The sequence below is a fragment of the Pseudomonas sp. genome (assembly GCF_030150285.1).
In the GTDB taxonomy this organism is placed as follows: domain Bacteria; phylum Pseudomonadota; class Gammaproteobacteria; order Pseudomonadales; family Pseudomonadaceae; genus Aquipseudomonas.
On the sequence record NZ_JASLGE010000008.1, the window covers coordinates 1 to 15,072 of the forward strand.

The following is a 15,072-nucleotide window of genomic DNA, read 5'->3' on the forward strand; positions in this document are numbered from 1 at the left end:
AACGATTCCGCGACCTTTCGATACGCCAGCGAGGACGGGAAAGTCTGCGAATTCAGGATGGCTCACGAGCCGGAGTTCAGCTGGTTCGGTATCAAGCCGAAGATCGCCAAGAGCGCCACCGCAAAATCCGTCGGCACGGCGTTTGCGCAGTGCGATGCGAGGGTCACCGCAGGTACCGAGTCGCTGAGCAGCTACAGCGTCAGGTTCTCGATGAAGTGATGTGAGCGTCGTGCAGGGCGCATGACGTCAAAACTGAAAGCCCCGCTGCGTGGGCGGGGCCTTCAGTGATCTCACTGATTCAGGGCAAGCCCTGAATCAAGCGAAGCTTGCCGCCGGGCTGCTGGAAACCAGGTCCAGGCTTTCGTCGCTCTGGGCACTGACGCGCTGATACAGCTGCGCATCGGTTTCCAGGGCTTTTTCGCGAGCCGGGAAGATTTCGTTGAGCTTGGCGGCCCATTCGGTTCTGGCTTTGTCGGGGAAGCAGCGTTCGATCAGGTCGAGCATGATCGAGACGGTTACCGACGCGCCTGGCGAAGCACCCAGCAGCGCTGCAAGGGAACCGTCCTTGGCCGAGACCAGTTCGGTACCGAATTGCAGAACGCCGCCTTTCTTCGGGTCCTTCTTGATGATCTGCACCCGCTGACCGGCCACTTCCAGGCGCCAGTCTTCGGCTTTCGCTTCAGGGTAGAAGCGACGCAGGGCATCCAGGCGCTGTTCCATCGACTGCCGCACTTCGCTGATCAGGTACTTGGTCAGGTCCATGTTGTCGCGGGCGACGGCCAGCATCGGGGCGATGTTGGCGGCGCGGATCGACAGCGGCAGGTCCATGAGCGAACCGTGCTTGAGGAATTTGGTGGTGAAACCGGCGTAAGGGCCGAACAGCAGGGAGGTCTTGCCATCGACGACGCGGGTGTCCAGGTGCGGCACCGACATCGGTGGCGAACCCACCGCAGCCTGGCTGTAAACCTTGGCCTGGTGACGCTTGACCACTTCCGGGTTGTCGCAACGCAGCCACTGGCCGCTCACCGGGAAGCCGCCGAAACCCTTGCCTTCTTCGATGCCGGACATCTGCAGCAACGGCAATGCCGCACCGCCTGCGCCCAGGAATACGAACTTGGCGTCGATTTCGCGGGTGCCGCCGCTGTTGACGTCCTTGATGGTCACACTCCAGCCGTCGCCTTTACGGGCAAGGCCGGTGACGCGTTTGCAGTACTTGACCTGCGCGTCGGGTGCACTGGCCAGGTGCTTGAGCAGCTGGTTGGTCAGGTTGCCGAAGTTGACGTCGGTACCGTGCATGACGCGGGTGGCGGCGATTTTCTGGTCGGCAGGGCGACCCGGCATCATCAGCGGCATCCACTCGGCCAGCTTGGCCTTGTCTTCGGTGTATTCCATGGTGGAAAACGCGTGATGCGTGTGCAGCGCCTCGTAGCGTTTCTTCAGGAAATCCACGCCTTTCTCGCCTTCCACGTAGCTCAGGTGCGGAACCGGCGTGATGAACGAGCGCGAAGAGCCGAAGGTGCCTTTGCGAGCCAGGTAGGCCCAGAACTGCTTGGACACTTCGAACTGCGTGTTGATGTGAATTGCTTTCTTGGTGTCGATCGAGCCATCGGCCGCCTGCGGCGTGTAGTTCAGCTCGCACAGGCCTGCGTGGCCGGTACCGGCGTTGTTCCAGGGGTTGGAACTCTCCGCGGCACCTGAATCCATCAGTTCGACCACCTCGATCTTGAGGGCCGGGTCGAGTTCCTTGAGCAGTACCGCGAGGGTGGCACTCATGATGCCGGCCCCGACCAGTACTACATCGACTGCTTCGTTATGCGCCATTAACGCGTCTCCAAAATCTGCAGCACCAAATTGACGGCATGGGTCCCGTGGTCAGTTGCCAAGGGCGGGCGGCGCGTTTTCGCGCAGTGCCTCAAGCCGGTCGGCCGGGAGTTCCATGTCCGATTCTTCGCAATTTTTTGCATCTTCAGCGGACGCTACTGGTAGGGCCTGGTTGATGCTTTTGTAGGAAGCATGAACGCATTTTTCGGCCCGAACAGCCATTCGACTATCGTCAAGACGTCCGGTCATGCAAGCAAATCAGTCGTGAACGGCTTCAGACTCCGGTTGTGGAGACTGCGGTGCAGTCAGTCCTGTGCAAAGGGGCTGGGTCAGACGCTAATGGTGCATTTACAAACGCGTAACTGTTCATTTGCTCGCCACACTCTTGTGAAGTTGTGAAAACCCGTTTTTTTCACGCTCTTTTGGATACGTGAACCTCAAAAAAGAGCTGCCGCAGACGGGGCACCTGACGTGCGCACGGCATGCCAGCCTGAACGTCAGGAAGGCATTGCGGGTAAGCAACGCAGTGGCCGAGCATCATGACAGCTCTGCAGATCGTACGAAGGGGGTGGCGGGTGCAATGAACAGCAAGCTCGCCAGCTTCACAGGATCTGTGTGGGCGGCTCTCTGTGGGCGGTGCGGGGGAGCTAATACATGCGCATTAGCGGTGCTGCGAGGCCCGATCAGGAGACGTCCTTATAATCGGGGGGAGATTGTAGCGAAGAATGACGGGCAATTGATCCTGTTTAATGACTTTTATTGGTGCGGGCGTCAAAGGCCCAGCAGTGGCAGTGCCGCTGAACGTTGCGGGCGCGCCGGGATCCGGGCGCTGGCAGGGAGCACTTGATGCAACCAGTTAAGGCGGATCTCTTCAATTTCTACCCATTGAGCGCCGACGGGCGGTTGTTTGCATTGCTTGAACGCCAGGCAGCGTCCAGTGTTGTCCAGGTGCGCGAAGCAGCGATGGGGGCGGGTAAAGCTGAACAACGACCCAAGTCTGTGCATGGCAGAAACCTCTCATGTAATGAGGCAAACGATGCCCGAGCGGCGTGACACCGTTATGTAAAGGCCATGACAGGGTCGTGACAGTTAGCGGCTGGTTCGCAGGTGCCTGGCCCCGCTATACTGAACGTCGGTTTTACCCAGCCCTGGAGAGATGAGCATGTTGCAACGCCTGTTGTTCGGATTGATTACTGTGACCAGCCTGACGCTGGTCGGCTGCGCCCACAGCCCGCAACAACTCAGCCCGCAACCCAAGCTGACCACGCAACTTGCCCCCGTCGGTCGTGGCCAGCCGGTGGTGGTTCGTGTGGTTGACGGTCGTCCGTCGCCTACCCTGGGCACCCGGGGCGGCATGTACCCTGAGACCAGTGCGATCAGCGTCAGCAGCGCGGACCTGATTCCCAAGCTGCAAGCCCAGGCCGAAGCGGCCGTGCGCTTGCTGGGCTACACGCCAACGTCCGGCGCGATGAATGCCCCTACGCTGACCGTGACCCTGGCTGAGTTGAAGTACCAGTCCCCTAAAGACACCATGTATGTCACCGAAGCCACCATTGGTGCGAGCTTTCGTTCTGATGTGAAAAATGGCGGCCGTACCTACAGCGGCCGCTACGCCGCTTCGCTGGATCAGCGCTTTGGCATGGCGCCCAACCAGGAAACCAACACCAAGTTGGTGAGCGATGTGTTGAGTGATGCCCTGACGCGCGTGTTCAAGGACCCGTCGGTCGGCCGCTTGCTGGGCGAGTAATCGCACTGACAAAGCCCGGGCCCGACGGTGTTGGTCCCGGGCTTTTTGTTGGGCAGCCGTTCAGGCGGCCTCGGCATACAGTTCAAGGCGACTGACGCCGGTGAACAGGTCGAGCTCGGGCAAATCGGCATGAACATGGCCGCTCAGGGCGCAATACACCAGCCAGTGACGGTCCTGAACATTGAATGCAAGGCCTTCGATCAGTGCCTGCTGCTCGTCGCTGGGCGCGATGAGGTAGAGGCGATCCTGGTTTTCTGCGTGCAACATGACAAGCTCCGTGTCGTTATCGAGGGGCCACAGAGTGGCCTCTCTACATGACGATACGGTGACGGCAAAAATTAACGACCGTCCTTTGCAGGGGCGAGCTTGCTCGCGATCTCTTGAATGCCAAAAGGTCGCAAGCAGGGGGATTACAGAGGCAAACCGGCCTTGATGCGGTACTGGTTGCGTACCGGCATCGCGTATTGCTGCACCAGGTAAGGCCGGTGCTCGGTCGGGCAGGTGTCCAGGCGGCGCTGCCATTCCTGTTGGGCTTTGGCCAGTTCGTCGGTGGGGAACACCTCGGCCGCCGCAGGTACTTGCAGTTGCGGGTCGGCATCGTTCCACTGTGCGTAGGCCAGGTAATGCGCGGGGAACAGGCGATAGCCGCTCAAAATATGGCGGTCCATCTCGGCAGCCAACAGTTTGCTGTCCTCGAAGGCTTCGGTGATCGGGGCGGCAAAGTTCACGTGAACACGGCCCTTGTAGCCGGTAATGCCATTGGCAATGCTGGTGTCGTCTTCGCCCGGTGCCTTGCTGTAGGTGCCGGTGGTGGCGCGGATATACAGTTCGCGGGCCTTGGCCTGATCGCACGGGTCGTATTCGTAGCTGATGGACACCGGTGTCAGGTTCAAGGACTGAATCACTTCGCCAAACGGCTCGCTCTTGCGGCTCATATGAAACATTTTCAGGATGGCCGAGTCGGTGCGGTCATCGCCGTCTTTGGCCCGGCCTTCGGCCTGGGCAATCCAGATCGACTGGCCGTCCGTGCGAATTGAATGGTTGATGTAGGACGACAGTAATTGGTACGCCGCCAGTTTCTCACGGCGCCCGGTGATGGAGCGGTGAACGATAAAACTCTTGTTCAGTCGCATCAGGTCGCTGACGAACGGCTTTTGCAGCAGGTTGTCGCCTATGGCGATACGCGGCGTGGGCAGGCCCGCATGGTAAACCGCGTAGTTGACAAAAGCCGGGTCCATCACGATGTCGCGGTGGTTGGCCAAAAACAGGTAGGCGGTGCCTGACTTGAGCCGCTCGACACCCGTGTAGGTGACGCCGTCTGTGGCGTGTTCGATGGTGCGGTCGACATACACTTCAACCTTGTCCTGCAAGGTTGCCACCGACGTGACGCTTGCGAACTCTTTGCGCAGTCGATGCGCTATAAGGGGTTTGAGCAGCCAACTGAAAGCGCCAGCCAGGCGCGGGAAGCGAAAGTGGGTCAGGATATCCAGAAACGCCTTGTCGCTGAGCAACCGGGCCAGCACGGCTGGGACTTCGGTGTCGTCGTAAGGTCGGATGCTATCGAATTCGCCCATCATGCTCTCTTGTTGGAAACGGCTAGGGTAAGTAAACAACGCAGGCCAAAAATAATAGCCCTGCAAATAGACGGCAATTATACGCACAAGTCACTCTGGAGGCCGCGATGCTTGAGACTGAACCCTATGATTGCCCTTATTGCGGCGAAACGAGCGAGGCGGTGCTCGACTTGTCCGGGGGCGACCAGACCTACATTGAAGATTGCCCGGTGTGCTGTCGGCCGATTGTCTTCACGCTGCAGACGGATGGCCATGAGTGGATGCTCGATGTGCACAGCGAAAACGAGTAGCGGGTGAGGCCATGCGACGTATTTACGAACCGGAAAACCTGATGGAAGCCGAGCTATTGCTGGGCATGCTCGCCAGTGAAGGCATTGAAGCGAGTTTGTTGGGCCGCGACCTGGTGGGCGGCACGGGTGAGTTGCCGGCGCTGGGTTTGTTGGGGTTGGCGGTGCCGGATGATCAAGCGCGCTGCGCACGGGCGTTGATCGATGAGTACAATGCCGCGTCACCGGTGCTGGGCGATGAGCCCGAGAGTTACCCGGATGTGCTGGACTGCTGAGGCGGGCGACCGTTTTTTTCACTGCATTTATATAGAAGAGTTGTGCAGCCCCATGTGTGGACGTTTTGCCCTGTTTCGCTGGAACCCTGCTTTTGCAGCCTTGCCCGGTTTTCCGGCAGACCAACAGGCCCAGTGGAATATTTCACCCAATGACTCGGTCCTGATTCTGCGCGCCGGCGAACAGCCGGGTCAGCGTGAGCTGGCGCGCGCGCGTTGGGGGCTGACGCCGGCGTGGTTGACCGACCTGTCGAAAACCCCCGCCCATGCCCGGGCTGAAACTTTGGCCGAGCAACCGATGTTTCGCGATGCCTTCCGCCAACGCCGCTGCCTGATCCCGGCCAACGGTTTTTATGAATGGCGCGGCACCACCCGCAAGCGGCCGTACTGGCTAACCCCGGGCGAGGGCTCGTCACTGTTTTTTGCCGGCATCTGGGAAGCCTATCCCGTGCAAGGGCATGTGTGGCTGAGCACCGCCGTGGTCACTCAGGCGGCTGCCAGTCAGCGGCGTCCTATAATTCTTGATGAGGCCGGTCAGCAGGCGTGGCTGGACCCCGAGACGCCGCTGCATGTGTTGCAGGGCTTGCTGGCCAGCCAGCCATTGCCGCTGCGTGAAAGGCCGCTGGCCAATCTGGTGAACGATCCGAAGCTCAATGCACCTGAGTGCATGACGCCGGGTTAATGGGCGGTCTGCTACGATGCGCGCCACCTTATGGAGACTGTTGATGGGTAAATTAGCGAGAGTGTGTGCGGTAGGCGCGGGTCTGTTGCTCGCAGGGTGCCAGGCGGTGAACACCACCAGTGGCGGCGCGGTCGGTGTTGAGCGCAAGCAATACATGTTCAGCATGCTGTCGAGCCAGCAAGTGGACCAGATGTACGCGCAGTCGTATCAGCAGACCGTGAGCGAAGCGAACACCAAGGGTGCACTGGACAAAACCAGCGCCAATGCCAAGCGCCTGCAGGTCATTGCCAATCGTTTGATCGCTCAGGCCCCCGCGTTTCGTCCCGATGCCGCGCAATGGAACTGGGAAGTCAACTTGATCAAGAGTGACGAACTCAATGCCAATTGCGGCCCCGGCGGCAAGATCATCTTTTACAGCGGCATCATTGATAAGCTCAAATTGACCGACGACGAGATTGCAGCGGTTATGGGCCATGAAATTGCCCATGCCTTGCGCGAGCATGGCCGTGAGTCGATGTCCAAAGCCTATGGCATTGAAATCGCCAAACAGGGTGCCGGTGCGTTACTTGGCCTTGGCCAGGACAGCATGGCGCTGGCCGATACCGTGGTGAATTACAGCCTGACCCTGCCCAACAGCCGCGGCAATGAAAACGAAGCCGACCTGATTGGCCTGGAACTGGCTGCCCGTGCGGGCTACAACCCGAATGCCGCGATCACCCTGTGGCAGAAAATGGGTCAAGCCTCGCAAAACTCACCCCCGGAATTCATGAGCACTCACCCGGCCTCCAGCAGCCGTATTACGGCACTTGAAGCGGCTATCCCGAAGGTGTTGCCGCTGTATCAGCAGGCTCCTAAAACCTGAAACCGTGGGGCGGCGCGAGCGTTTGAGTGAGCAAAAGCTCGCGCCGGCCCACGCCGTTCTACACCCAGCCGCTGATTTGCATGGCCTTGTACACCGCCACGATTGCCAGCACGAAGAACGCCGTGGCGGCCAGTCGACGGATCAAGGTCAGGGGCAGTTTTTCCGCGGCAAAATTACCGGCAATCACCACCGGTACGTTGGCAATCAGCATGCCCACGGTGGTGCCGATAATCACCAGCCACAGGTCCGGGTATTGCGCGGCCAGCATCACGGTCGCGACTTGGGTCTTGTCGCCAATTTCTGCGATGAAAAACGTGATCAGGGTGGTGACGAAAGGGCCGTACTTACGCGCCGTGCTGGCCTCGTCGTCGTCCATTTTGTCGGGGACCAGGGTCCACAGCGCCGTGGCGGCGAAGCTGGCGGCGAGAATCCAGTGCAGCACCGCATCTGAAAAGAAACTGCCGAACCAGGCCCCGACAGCGCCCGCGGCCGCATGGTTGGCCAGTGTGGCGACCACGATGCCGGCGATAATGGGCCAGGGTTTGCGAAAGCGTGCAGCGAGAATGAGTGCGAGCAGTTGCGTCTTGTCGCCGATTTCGGCCAAGGCAACGATTGCGGTAGGAACGAGGAAAGAATCGAGCATCATCAGGTGGTTTCCAGGGGCGGGTCGACACGGCTATGACACGTACAGCCTTCCCGCCCCGGGTAAGGTGTGCGTGTCATAGGTCTTGTCAAACCCTGGTCCATCTGTGTGGACACCTGGGTCGCATGCACCATGGCCTGTTGACCAAGTATGTTGACGCATGCCGGGCGAGCGTGGTGCTCGCGGGAGACTACTCCCCTAGGACGGAGCGGATTCTGCCTAGGCAAATCCGATCCGGCAAGCCCTAATGTTCAAATTGTTTTAACGACGTTTGGCGCTGTAGATCCGGAAACCCTGGCCCTGAGCCTTCACCGTGCAGTGGCCAAATTGCGCTTCGATCAAGGGTTGATAACGCAGGAAGCTATTGGCCACAAGGCGAAGTTCGCCACCTGTTTTCAGATGTTTGATCGCTTTTTTCAGCAAGTTTTCGGTAGCGTGATAATCCGTATGCACGCCCACATGGAACGGCGGGTTGCTCAAAATCGAGTTCAAGCCCATCGGTGCCGCATCAATGCCATCACCGGTAATCACTTCCGCTTCCAGGCCGTTGGCATCCAGGGTCAAACGACTGCTGGCGGTGGCGAACGCATCGACATCGAGCAAGGTGACGGTGTTATGCGGATAGCGACGCTTGACTGCCGCCCCCAAAACCCCTGCACCGCAGCCGAAATCCAGCACGTGGCCGCTGGGCAGTTTATCGAGGTGCTCCAGCAGCAGGGCACTGCCGCGATCCAGCCGGCCGTGGCTGAACACGCCCGGCAAGGTCACGACTTTCAGCGGACCTTCGGCCAGCGGCAGCTCGTAATGCTGGGCGAGGTCGGCCAATACCGGGGCCTGCGGGGCGTTTTCGATCGTCACTTGCCACAGTTGGCAATGCCGCGCGCTGTCGAGCTTGCGTGGCTTGCCCAAGGGCAGCAGCTGTTTGGAGGCCCCTTCAATGCCGCCCTTTTTTTCGCCGACCAGAAACACGTCGGCACCCGGCAGGCGCGCCGCTACGGCATTGAGCACGTAGTCGGCCAGCTCTTTGGACTTGGGCAAAAACACCACGGCGGTATCGAACGCGCGCTCAGGCACATCAACCCCGAAATGCACACGCCCTTCGAAGCGTGCGTCGAGTGCAGCCTGGTCGCCGGCATGCCAGCACCAGCCGTGAGCGTTAGGCAACTGGCCGAGTAAATCATCGGCCGGCAAACCGACTAACAGCAGCGAGCCTTGAAAGTATTCAGGCTGACGAAGCAGTACTTCACTGCGCGGATCCATATTCTGCTCCTCAAAAAAGGGGCGCAGTCTATCAACTGACAACCCGTAGCGCTGTACCGTTGAAGAAGGCTTCGGCGTTTTCACCGAGTTGATTGACGATGCGCTGCCGCGCTTCGCGGCTGCCCCACGCACTGTGCGGCGTGATGATCAGGCGCGGAATATCGGCGGCCAGCAACGGGTTGCCATCGCGGGGCGGTTCTACGCTCAGCACGTCGGTCGCGGCCCCGCCCAAATGGCCGCTGCGCAACGCGTCGGCCAGCGCCTGTTCGTCGATGATGCCGCCACGGGCCGTGTTCACCACAAACGCGCCCGGCTTGAGCAGGGCCAATTCGCGGGCACCGATCAGGTTGCGCGTGTGTTCGTTGAGGGGGCAGTGGAAGGTCAGCGCATCGACCTGCGGCAACAATTCGTCCAGCGCCAGGCGGTCGGCGCGGGGCGGGCGACCGGGGATTTGACCGATCAGCACGCGCATGCCGAAGGCTTCAGCCAGCCTGGCCACGGCACTGCCGAGTTCACCATGGCCAAACAGGCCCAAGGTTTTGCCTTCCAGTTCGATGATTGGATAGTCCAGCAGGCAGAACTGTTTGGCTTGCTGCCATTGGCCTTCGGTTACGGCTTTTTGGTAGTCGAGCAGGCGCGTGGCCAGGGCCAGCAGCAGGCTCAAGGTGTGCTGTGCCACCGAGGGGGTGCCGTAGCCCTGGCAGTTGGCGACGGTAATGCCCTGCGCGCGGGCGGCCTCAATGTCGACGTTGTTGGTGCCGGTGGCCGCCACCAGAATCAGCTTCAGCTCGGGGCACGCGGCGAGGGTTTCGGCGTTGAGCAGGACCTTGTTACTGATGACCACGCTGGCACCTTGCATGCGCTCGACCACGTTGGCGGGTGTGGTGTCCGTGCACACGTGCAGTTCGCTAAAACGGCGACGCAGAGGCGCAAGGTCAAGGTCGCCCAAGTCCAGGGAAGAGGAGTCCAGAAACACGGCGCGGTGAGCATTAATCATCAACTGTACCTTTTGTGCTGTTGGGTGAAAGCGTAATGTGGCGAGCCTAACAGAAGAAACAATTTGTAATGGAGCCCTGCATGTATTGGACAGAATTTTTAACCGTTGCCCTGATTCATCTGTTGGCTGTGGCCAGCCCTGGGCCGGATTTTGCCATTGTGGTGCGTGAAAGCGTGACCCACGGTCGTCGTGCAGGCATGTTTACGGCTTTTGGGGTGGGCACGGCGATTTTCCTTCACGTCGGCTATTCGTTATTGGGGATCGGCATCATCGTGTCGCAGTCGATTGTGCTGTTCAACGCGCTGAAATGGCTGGCGGCCGCGTACCTGTTGTACATCGGCATCAAGGCCTTGCGTGCCCGGCCCGTTGACCCGGCGGCGGCGGCGGCTCATTTGGTCGTGGGTGAGCGCACCGCGCGTGGGGCGTTCACGTCGGGGTTTGTGACCAATGGCCTGAACCCCAAGGCGACCTTGTTCTTTCTGTCGCTGTTTACTGTGGTGATCAACCCGCATACGCCGCTGTCGATCCAGGCCGGTTATGGCGTGTACCTCGCCGTGGCCACTGGCGCGTGGTTCTGCATGGTGGCCATGTTGTTTAGTCATCAGCGTGTGCGCACCGGTTTCGCCCGCATGGGCCATTGGTTCGACCGCACCATGGGCGCGGTGCTGGTTGCGCTGGGCATCAAGCTCGCGTTTACCGAAATGCACTGATGGTCGCTTGCGCGCCCGTCACGCTGGTGTGATGTGCGCGCAACCTTGTGAAAAACTGGATTTCCTTCATTCTTGCGGGCTTATCGCAGTGTGCCCACGGAGATGTATCGATGTCCTCAGCCTTCCTGCCCTGGCGGCCTGCCACGCTGGCACTGGCCGTTAGCCTTGCCTCGACGTTGGCAGGGCCTGCTTGGGGCCTGAGCTTTAACCTCGGCAATGTGGAAGGCCAGCTCGACTCCGAACTCTCGGTGGGGGCCAGTTGGTCCACGGCCAAGGCCGATAAGCGCTTGATCGGTGCCAACAATGGCGGCACCGGGCACTCCGAACTGTCGGATGACGGGCGTCTGAACTTCAGGCGCGGCGAGACCTTTTCGAAGATTTTCACCGGCACTCATGGCCTGGAACTGAAGTACGGCGACAGCGGTGCGTATGTGCGCGGTACGTATTGGTACGACTTTGAACTGCAAGACGACAGCCGCCCTTTCAAGCCCATCAGTGACCGTGGCCGCCGTGCGTCGGCCCAGTCGTCCGGCGCGCAATGGCTGGACGCGTTCGTTTACCACAACTATGCGATTGCCGATCAGCCTGGCCTGGTGCGTTTGGGCAAGCAAGTGGTGAATTGGGGGGAGGGCACGTTTATCGGCGGGGGTATCAATGTAATCAACCCCACTGATCTGTCGGCCCTGCGCAGCCCGGGCGCGGAGTTCAAAGATGGGCGGGTGCCGGTCAACCTGTTTTATCTTTCGCAAAACCTGACGGATAACCTGTCTGCCGAAGCCTTTTACCAACTCGATTGGGAGCCGTCCGAGGCCGATAACTGCGGGACGTTCTTCTCGCAGTCCGACGTGATCGCCGACGGCTGCAGCGGCAACTACCGCGTGATGAGCAAACGCTCGGCGCTGGATGTGGCAGACCTGGCGGCGCTGACCCGCATGGGCGTCGACGTGAACGGTGAGGGTGTGCGGGTGCGTCGTGGTGCCAACCGCGATGCGCGCAACAGCGGGCAATTCGGGCTGGCCCTGCACTACCGGTTTGAACCGCTGGACACGGATTTCGGTCTCTACATCATGAATTACCACAGCCGTGACCCGATCCTCAGCGGCCGCGCCGCTTCGCCGTCGGTGTACAACGCGGCTGCCGGCGCGGGTGGGCTGGCATCGATGATGGTTGCAGGCAATGCCAGCTACTACGTCGAATACCCTGAAGACATTCGCCTGTACGGTGTGAGTTTCGCCACCACGCTGGCCACAGGCTCGGCCTGGAAAGGTGAACTGAGCTATCGCCCGAATGCGCCGGTGCAGCTCAACAACAACGACTTGCTGTACGCCAACGTCACCCTCTTGCCCGGCCTGGCGGCGGCATCGCCACTGAGCGTGACACCGGGTGCCGATTCCCCTGGTTACCGCCGTAAACCCATTACTCAGTTTCAGACGTCCCTGACCCATGTGTTCGACAACGCAATGGGCGCGAACCGGCTGACGCTCACCGGGGAAGTGGGGGTGACCTACGTGGGTGAGCTGGAGGGGCATTCAACGCTACGTTATGGCCGTGATCCGGTGTTTGGCAGCGCGGGCAATGACGGCTTTACCACCGCCACGTCATGGGGCTATCGCGGGCGAGCGGTGTGGGAATTCAACCGCGTGTTACCGGGGGTTAACCTCAAGCCCGTTGTGGCGTGGTCCCATGACGTCAGCGGCTATTCGCCAGGCCCGAATGCCAACTTCGAAGAAGGTCGTAAAGCCATCAGCCTGGGGCTGGACGGTGAGTTTCAAAGCACCTACATCGCCAGCCTGGCGTACACCAACTTCTTCGGTGGCCGTTACAACACACTCAGCGACCGCGATTTCGTGGCGCTGAGTGTGGGGGTGAAGTTTTGACGGCGGGTATCAGGTTGCTACAGCCACAGTAAGCGAGGCCTGTTCACGGCGGATGCTGGCCAGAGGAATGATCACCAGCAGCAGGGTCAGCAGCACGGCAACGGCAATGCCCCAGGCGGCCAGCGTTAACCCGCCCAATGAGATCAGCCCACCCGAAATGGCCGGGCCCGCAGCCAGCCCCAGGCTCAGGAAGCTGCTGGCCGCGGCGACGATGCGGCCTTCACGGTCCATGGCGGCGGCCAGGGCGGTGAGGTAGCTCAGCGCGTAGAAGTAAGTCACGCAAATGGTCATCACACCAATGGTGTAGAGCGTTTTGGAGTGTTCGCCCAGCACATAGCTCAGGCTGGTGCCGCCGGTCAGCAGAATGGCCAGAATCACTGGCGTGCTGAGGCCGTAGCGCTTGCCGATCATCGCCGCCAGCAGCGGGCCGATCAGGCCTACGAATGACTGGAACGACAGCAGCACGCCCACTTCGTCGCCGCTGTAGCCGACCATGGTGCCGATGCGTTCAACGAAGGCCCAGCCCATGGTGTCGCGGGCCTGAAACACAAACATGGCGAGCATCATGCAGATGGCCGGCAAGGTCAGCAGCACATTGCCGCCGTGGCTTTTGTTGAGCTGCGCACTGGCCTGCAGGGCTTGCAGAGGCGCGCGCTGGGGCATGAACGGGATGGCCAGCAGCATGACGGTCATGGTGGCGGCCATCGCGTAATACAGGCCGGGCAAACCATAGGCGGCCATGACTTTGGCGTAGCCCAGCATCACCACAATCATCAGCAGCACAGACAGCACGTTCATGTGCCCGGCAATGCGGTCAGGCTGCTTGGCGCTGGACACGCACGCATTGCCGCAGGCCAGGGCCAGCCCCGCGCCAACACCGGCTACGCAGCGCATGGCGGCCAGCGAGTAAAGGTCGGTCATGCTGGCGCTGATGAGGTTGGCCACAATGGCCAGTACGGTGCCGATCAGCGCCAGTGTGCGACGCGGCGCGCGGCCCATCAGGGGCGCAACCAGCAGCGACGCCAGCATGGTGAAAACGAATTCGGCCGACATCAAAATGCCGGCTTGGGCTTCATTCAAATGAAGGTCGTGAATGATTGCACTGATCAAAAAGGGCAGGGCCCACAGTCCGAGCAAGCCCACGCCGTAGGCGGAACCCGCAGAGCTGAACACCAGACTCCAGCTCTCGGGCAGGAAGTTACGCATTGTTTTTGTTTTCATGGGGTGATCTCTGAGGTGACGGACAGATCAGTGCTAAAAGCGCGCCACGGGGGCGCGCTCAAAGGCTGTTATTGCTGGCTTTCGTCAACGGGCGTGCCGTCGTCGTATTGCGACAGCCAGGTGACCATGGCATCGCGGTAGCGGGTGAAGCCCTTGTAGTCGACCAGTTCCTGATCGAGGTCACGGATAACCCGGTGCATGCGTTTGGCCCATTGCGGGGCAAACTCGGCCAGTTGCTTAAGGCTCACCAGGTAGGTGCGTACCGGGAACAGCACCGCGTTGCTGCGGGGCAGCCGGTGCAGGGGTTGCAGTTCAACGCGCAGGTTGACCAGGTCACCGGCGTTTTCGGCGGTCACGATGGTGCGGTCCGGTGCCCAGTCTGGCAGGGTTTCTGCGGACGTCTCCAGGCGCGGGTTGACGGTAATCGACCAGTTGGTGCGGCGCACAGGGTGGCCCGGTTGCAGGCGCAGAAGGAATTTCAGGGCGCGCTGCAAAATGCCCATTTCGTGCAGCTTGGGCACCGGGCCGTGGAATTCCATAAAGCTCATGCCCAGGTTGAAACGCAGCGAATAGTCCGCCCGTTGCGTGGCCATGCCGGCCCCCATGATCAGGGTTTCATCGCGCTCTTCCAGCAGAATGAATTCGCCTTGGGCCTGGCGCGTGATGTATTCCATCGGGTCCATCGGCAGTGTGCTGGTGTCACCGAACGTGAAGGTCTGATTGATCTGCAGGGGGCGGTTGATCCAGTGCCACTGGCTGCCGTTTTTCTCCAGTGTGAAGTGCTCAGGGAAGTCCCGCGAATAGGACTCCATCAGCAGTTCCAGCAGGTCCCATTGCGCTTCCATCATGTGTGGCAGCGCGGCGTAGTGGATGCCGGGCTCGTTTTCCAGAGTCTGGGCGCGGTGATGGCATTCGGAGATGTAGTGCTCGTCGATATCGAATTGCGCGCGCAGGGCACCCGTGCCAAACGGCACATGTGGCTCGACGTTCATCGAATACATGTACTGGTCTTCGGGGTACGGGAAGGGCAGGCGTGTGATCGCTTCCCGGCTGTTGCTGTAGGTGTAGTCACCCGAATAGGTTTCAATTGGCTTGAAGGCAGTCATAACTTTACTTCCT

The 15,072-nt window shown here is 60.4% G+C and carries 18 protein-coding genes and 1 riboswitch; of the genes, 8 read left to right on the forward strand and 10 right to left on the reverse strand.

Going from position 1 to position 15,072, the window contains the following annotated elements:
* Nucleotides 1–219: hypothetical protein (locus Q1W15_RS00980; RefSeq protein ID WP_300719675.1), on the forward strand; the 219-nt coding region annotated here is incomplete at its 5' end.
* A gap of 96 nt (nt 220–315) precedes the next feature.
* Here Q1W15_RS00980 and mqo read toward each other — a convergent pair.
* From mqo to Q1W15_RS00995, 3 genes are all read right to left on the reverse strand, one after another.
* Nucleotides 316–1,821 (reverse strand): malate dehydrogenase (quinone), encoded by a 1,506-nt coding sequence (mqo, locus tag Q1W15_RS00985; protein ID WP_300719677.1) that lies wholly within the window; start codon nt 1,819–1,821, stop codon nt 316–318.
* 51 nt (nt 1,822–1,872) lie between these two features.
* Complete coding sequence (locus Q1W15_RS00990; protein ID WP_300719679.1) at nt 1,873–2,070, reverse strand: hypothetical protein; 198 nt, start codon at nt 2,068–2,070, stop codon at nt 1,873–1,875.
* Between the two features lie 522 nt (nt 2,071–2,592).
* Complete coding sequence (locus Q1W15_RS00995) at nt 2,593–2,826, reverse strand: hypothetical protein (protein ID WP_300719681.1); 234 nt, start codon at nt 2,824–2,826, stop codon at nt 2,593–2,595.
* 157 nt (nt 2,827–2,983) lie between these two features.
* Between Q1W15_RS00995 and Q1W15_RS01000 the strand changes: the two genes are divergently transcribed.
* Nucleotides 2,984–3,568 carry a YajG family lipoprotein gene (locus tag Q1W15_RS01000; RefSeq protein WP_300719683.1) on the forward strand — a complete coding sequence of 195 codons (585 nt, stop codon included), beginning with the start codon at nt 2,984–2,986 and terminating at the stop codon, nt 3,566–3,568.
* Between the two features lie 60 nt (nt 3,569–3,628).
* On the opposite strand, the gene Q1W15_RS01005 is transcribed toward Q1W15_RS01000, so the two are convergent.
* Together Q1W15_RS01005 and Q1W15_RS01010 are read right to left on the reverse strand one after the other, a co-directional pair.
* A complete protein-coding gene (locus tag Q1W15_RS01005) occupies nt 3,629–3,835 on the reverse strand; it encodes a hypothetical protein (RefSeq protein ID WP_300719685.1) in 207 nt (68 codons plus the stop codon).
* 143 nt (nt 3,836–3,978) lie between these two features.
* The gene (locus Q1W15_RS01010) at nt 3,979–5,142 is read right to left on the reverse strand and encodes a 1-acyl-sn-glycerol-3-phosphate acyltransferase (RefSeq protein WP_300719687.1); all 1,164 of its coding nucleotides are present in this window, start codon (nt 5,140–5,142) and stop codon (nt 3,979–3,981) included.
* Between the two features lie 107 nt (nt 5,143–5,249).
* Between Q1W15_RS01010 and Q1W15_RS01015 the strand changes: the two genes are divergently transcribed.
* The 4 genes from Q1W15_RS01015 to Q1W15_RS01030 are packed head-to-tail and all read left to right on the forward strand — an operon-like array spanning nt 5,250 to nt 7,245.
* Nucleotides 5,250–5,432 (forward strand): CPXCG motif-containing cysteine-rich protein, encoded by a 183-nt coding sequence (locus Q1W15_RS01015; protein ID WP_300719689.1) that lies wholly within the window; start codon nt 5,250–5,252, stop codon nt 5,430–5,432.
* 11 nt (nt 5,433–5,443) lie between these two features.
* Nucleotides 5,444–5,704 carry a DUF2007 domain-containing protein gene (locus Q1W15_RS01020; RefSeq protein WP_300719691.1) on the forward strand — a complete coding sequence of 87 codons (261 nt, stop codon included), beginning with the start codon at nt 5,444–5,446 and terminating at the stop codon, nt 5,702–5,704.
* Between the two features lie 52 nt (nt 5,705–5,756).
* A complete protein-coding gene (locus Q1W15_RS01025) occupies nt 5,757–6,383 on the forward strand; it encodes an SOS response-associated peptidase (RefSeq protein WP_300719740.1) in 627 nt (208 codons plus the stop codon).
* Nucleotides 6,384–6,426: 43 nt separating this feature from the next.
* Nucleotides 6,427–7,245, forward strand: a complete 819-nt coding sequence (locus tag Q1W15_RS01030; protein ID WP_300719693.1) for a M48 family metallopeptidase — start codon at nt 6,427–6,429, stop codon at nt 7,243–7,245.
* Between the two features lie 58 nt (nt 7,246–7,303).
* On the opposite strand, the gene Q1W15_RS01035 is transcribed toward Q1W15_RS01030, so the two are convergent.
* The 3 genes from Q1W15_RS01035 to Q1W15_RS01045 all read right to left on the reverse strand — a co-directional run bounded on the left by Q1W15_RS01035 (nt 7,304) and on the right by Q1W15_RS01045 (nt 10,145).
* The gene (locus Q1W15_RS01035) at nt 7,304–7,888 is read right to left on the reverse strand and encodes a TMEM165/GDT1 family protein (RefSeq protein WP_300719742.1); all 585 of its coding nucleotides are present in this window, start codon (nt 7,886–7,888) and stop codon (nt 7,304–7,306) included.
* 91 nt (nt 7,889–7,979) lie between these two features.
* Nucleotides 7,980–8,099, reverse strand: a riboswitch (yybP-ykoY riboswitch).
* A 50-nt stretch (nt 8,100–8,149) separates the two neighbouring features.
* The gene (locus tag Q1W15_RS01040; RefSeq protein WP_300719695.1) at nt 8,150–9,148 is read right to left on the reverse strand and encodes a class I SAM-dependent methyltransferase; all 999 of its coding nucleotides are present in this window, start codon (nt 9,146–9,148) and stop codon (nt 8,150–8,152) included.
* Between the two features lie 31 nt (nt 9,149–9,179).
* A complete protein-coding gene (locus tag Q1W15_RS01045) occupies nt 9,180–10,145 on the reverse strand; it encodes a 2-hydroxyacid dehydrogenase (protein WP_300719697.1) in 966 nt (321 codons plus the stop codon).
* 80 nt (nt 10,146–10,225) lie between these two features.
* On the opposite strand from Q1W15_RS01045, the gene Q1W15_RS01050 reads away from it, so the two are divergent.
* Together Q1W15_RS01050 and Q1W15_RS01055 are read left to right on the forward strand one after the other, a co-directional pair.
* A complete protein-coding gene (locus tag Q1W15_RS01050) occupies nt 10,226–10,855 on the forward strand; it encodes a LysE family transporter (RefSeq protein ID WP_300719699.1) in 630 nt (209 codons plus the stop codon).
* 110 nt (nt 10,856–10,965) lie between these two features.
* The gene (locus tag Q1W15_RS01055) at nt 10,966–12,732 is read left to right on the forward strand and encodes a DUF1302 domain-containing protein (protein ID WP_300719700.1); all 1,767 of its coding nucleotides are present in this window, start codon (nt 10,966–10,968) and stop codon (nt 12,730–12,732) included.
* A 9-nt stretch (nt 12,733–12,741) separates the two neighbouring features.
* On the opposite strand, the gene Q1W15_RS01060 is transcribed toward Q1W15_RS01055, so the two are convergent.
* Together Q1W15_RS01060 and Q1W15_RS01065 are read right to left on the reverse strand one after the other, a co-directional pair.
* A complete protein-coding gene (locus Q1W15_RS01060) occupies nt 12,742–13,953 on the reverse strand; it encodes an MFS transporter (protein ID WP_300719702.1) in 1,212 nt (403 codons plus the stop codon).
* 68 nt (nt 13,954–14,021) lie between these two features.
* Entirely contained in the window at nt 14,022–15,059 is a 1,038-nt protein-coding gene (locus tag Q1W15_RS01065) for a DUF3445 domain-containing protein (RefSeq protein ID WP_300719704.1), read from the reverse strand.
* Nucleotides 15,060–15,072: the final 13 nt, after the last annotated feature.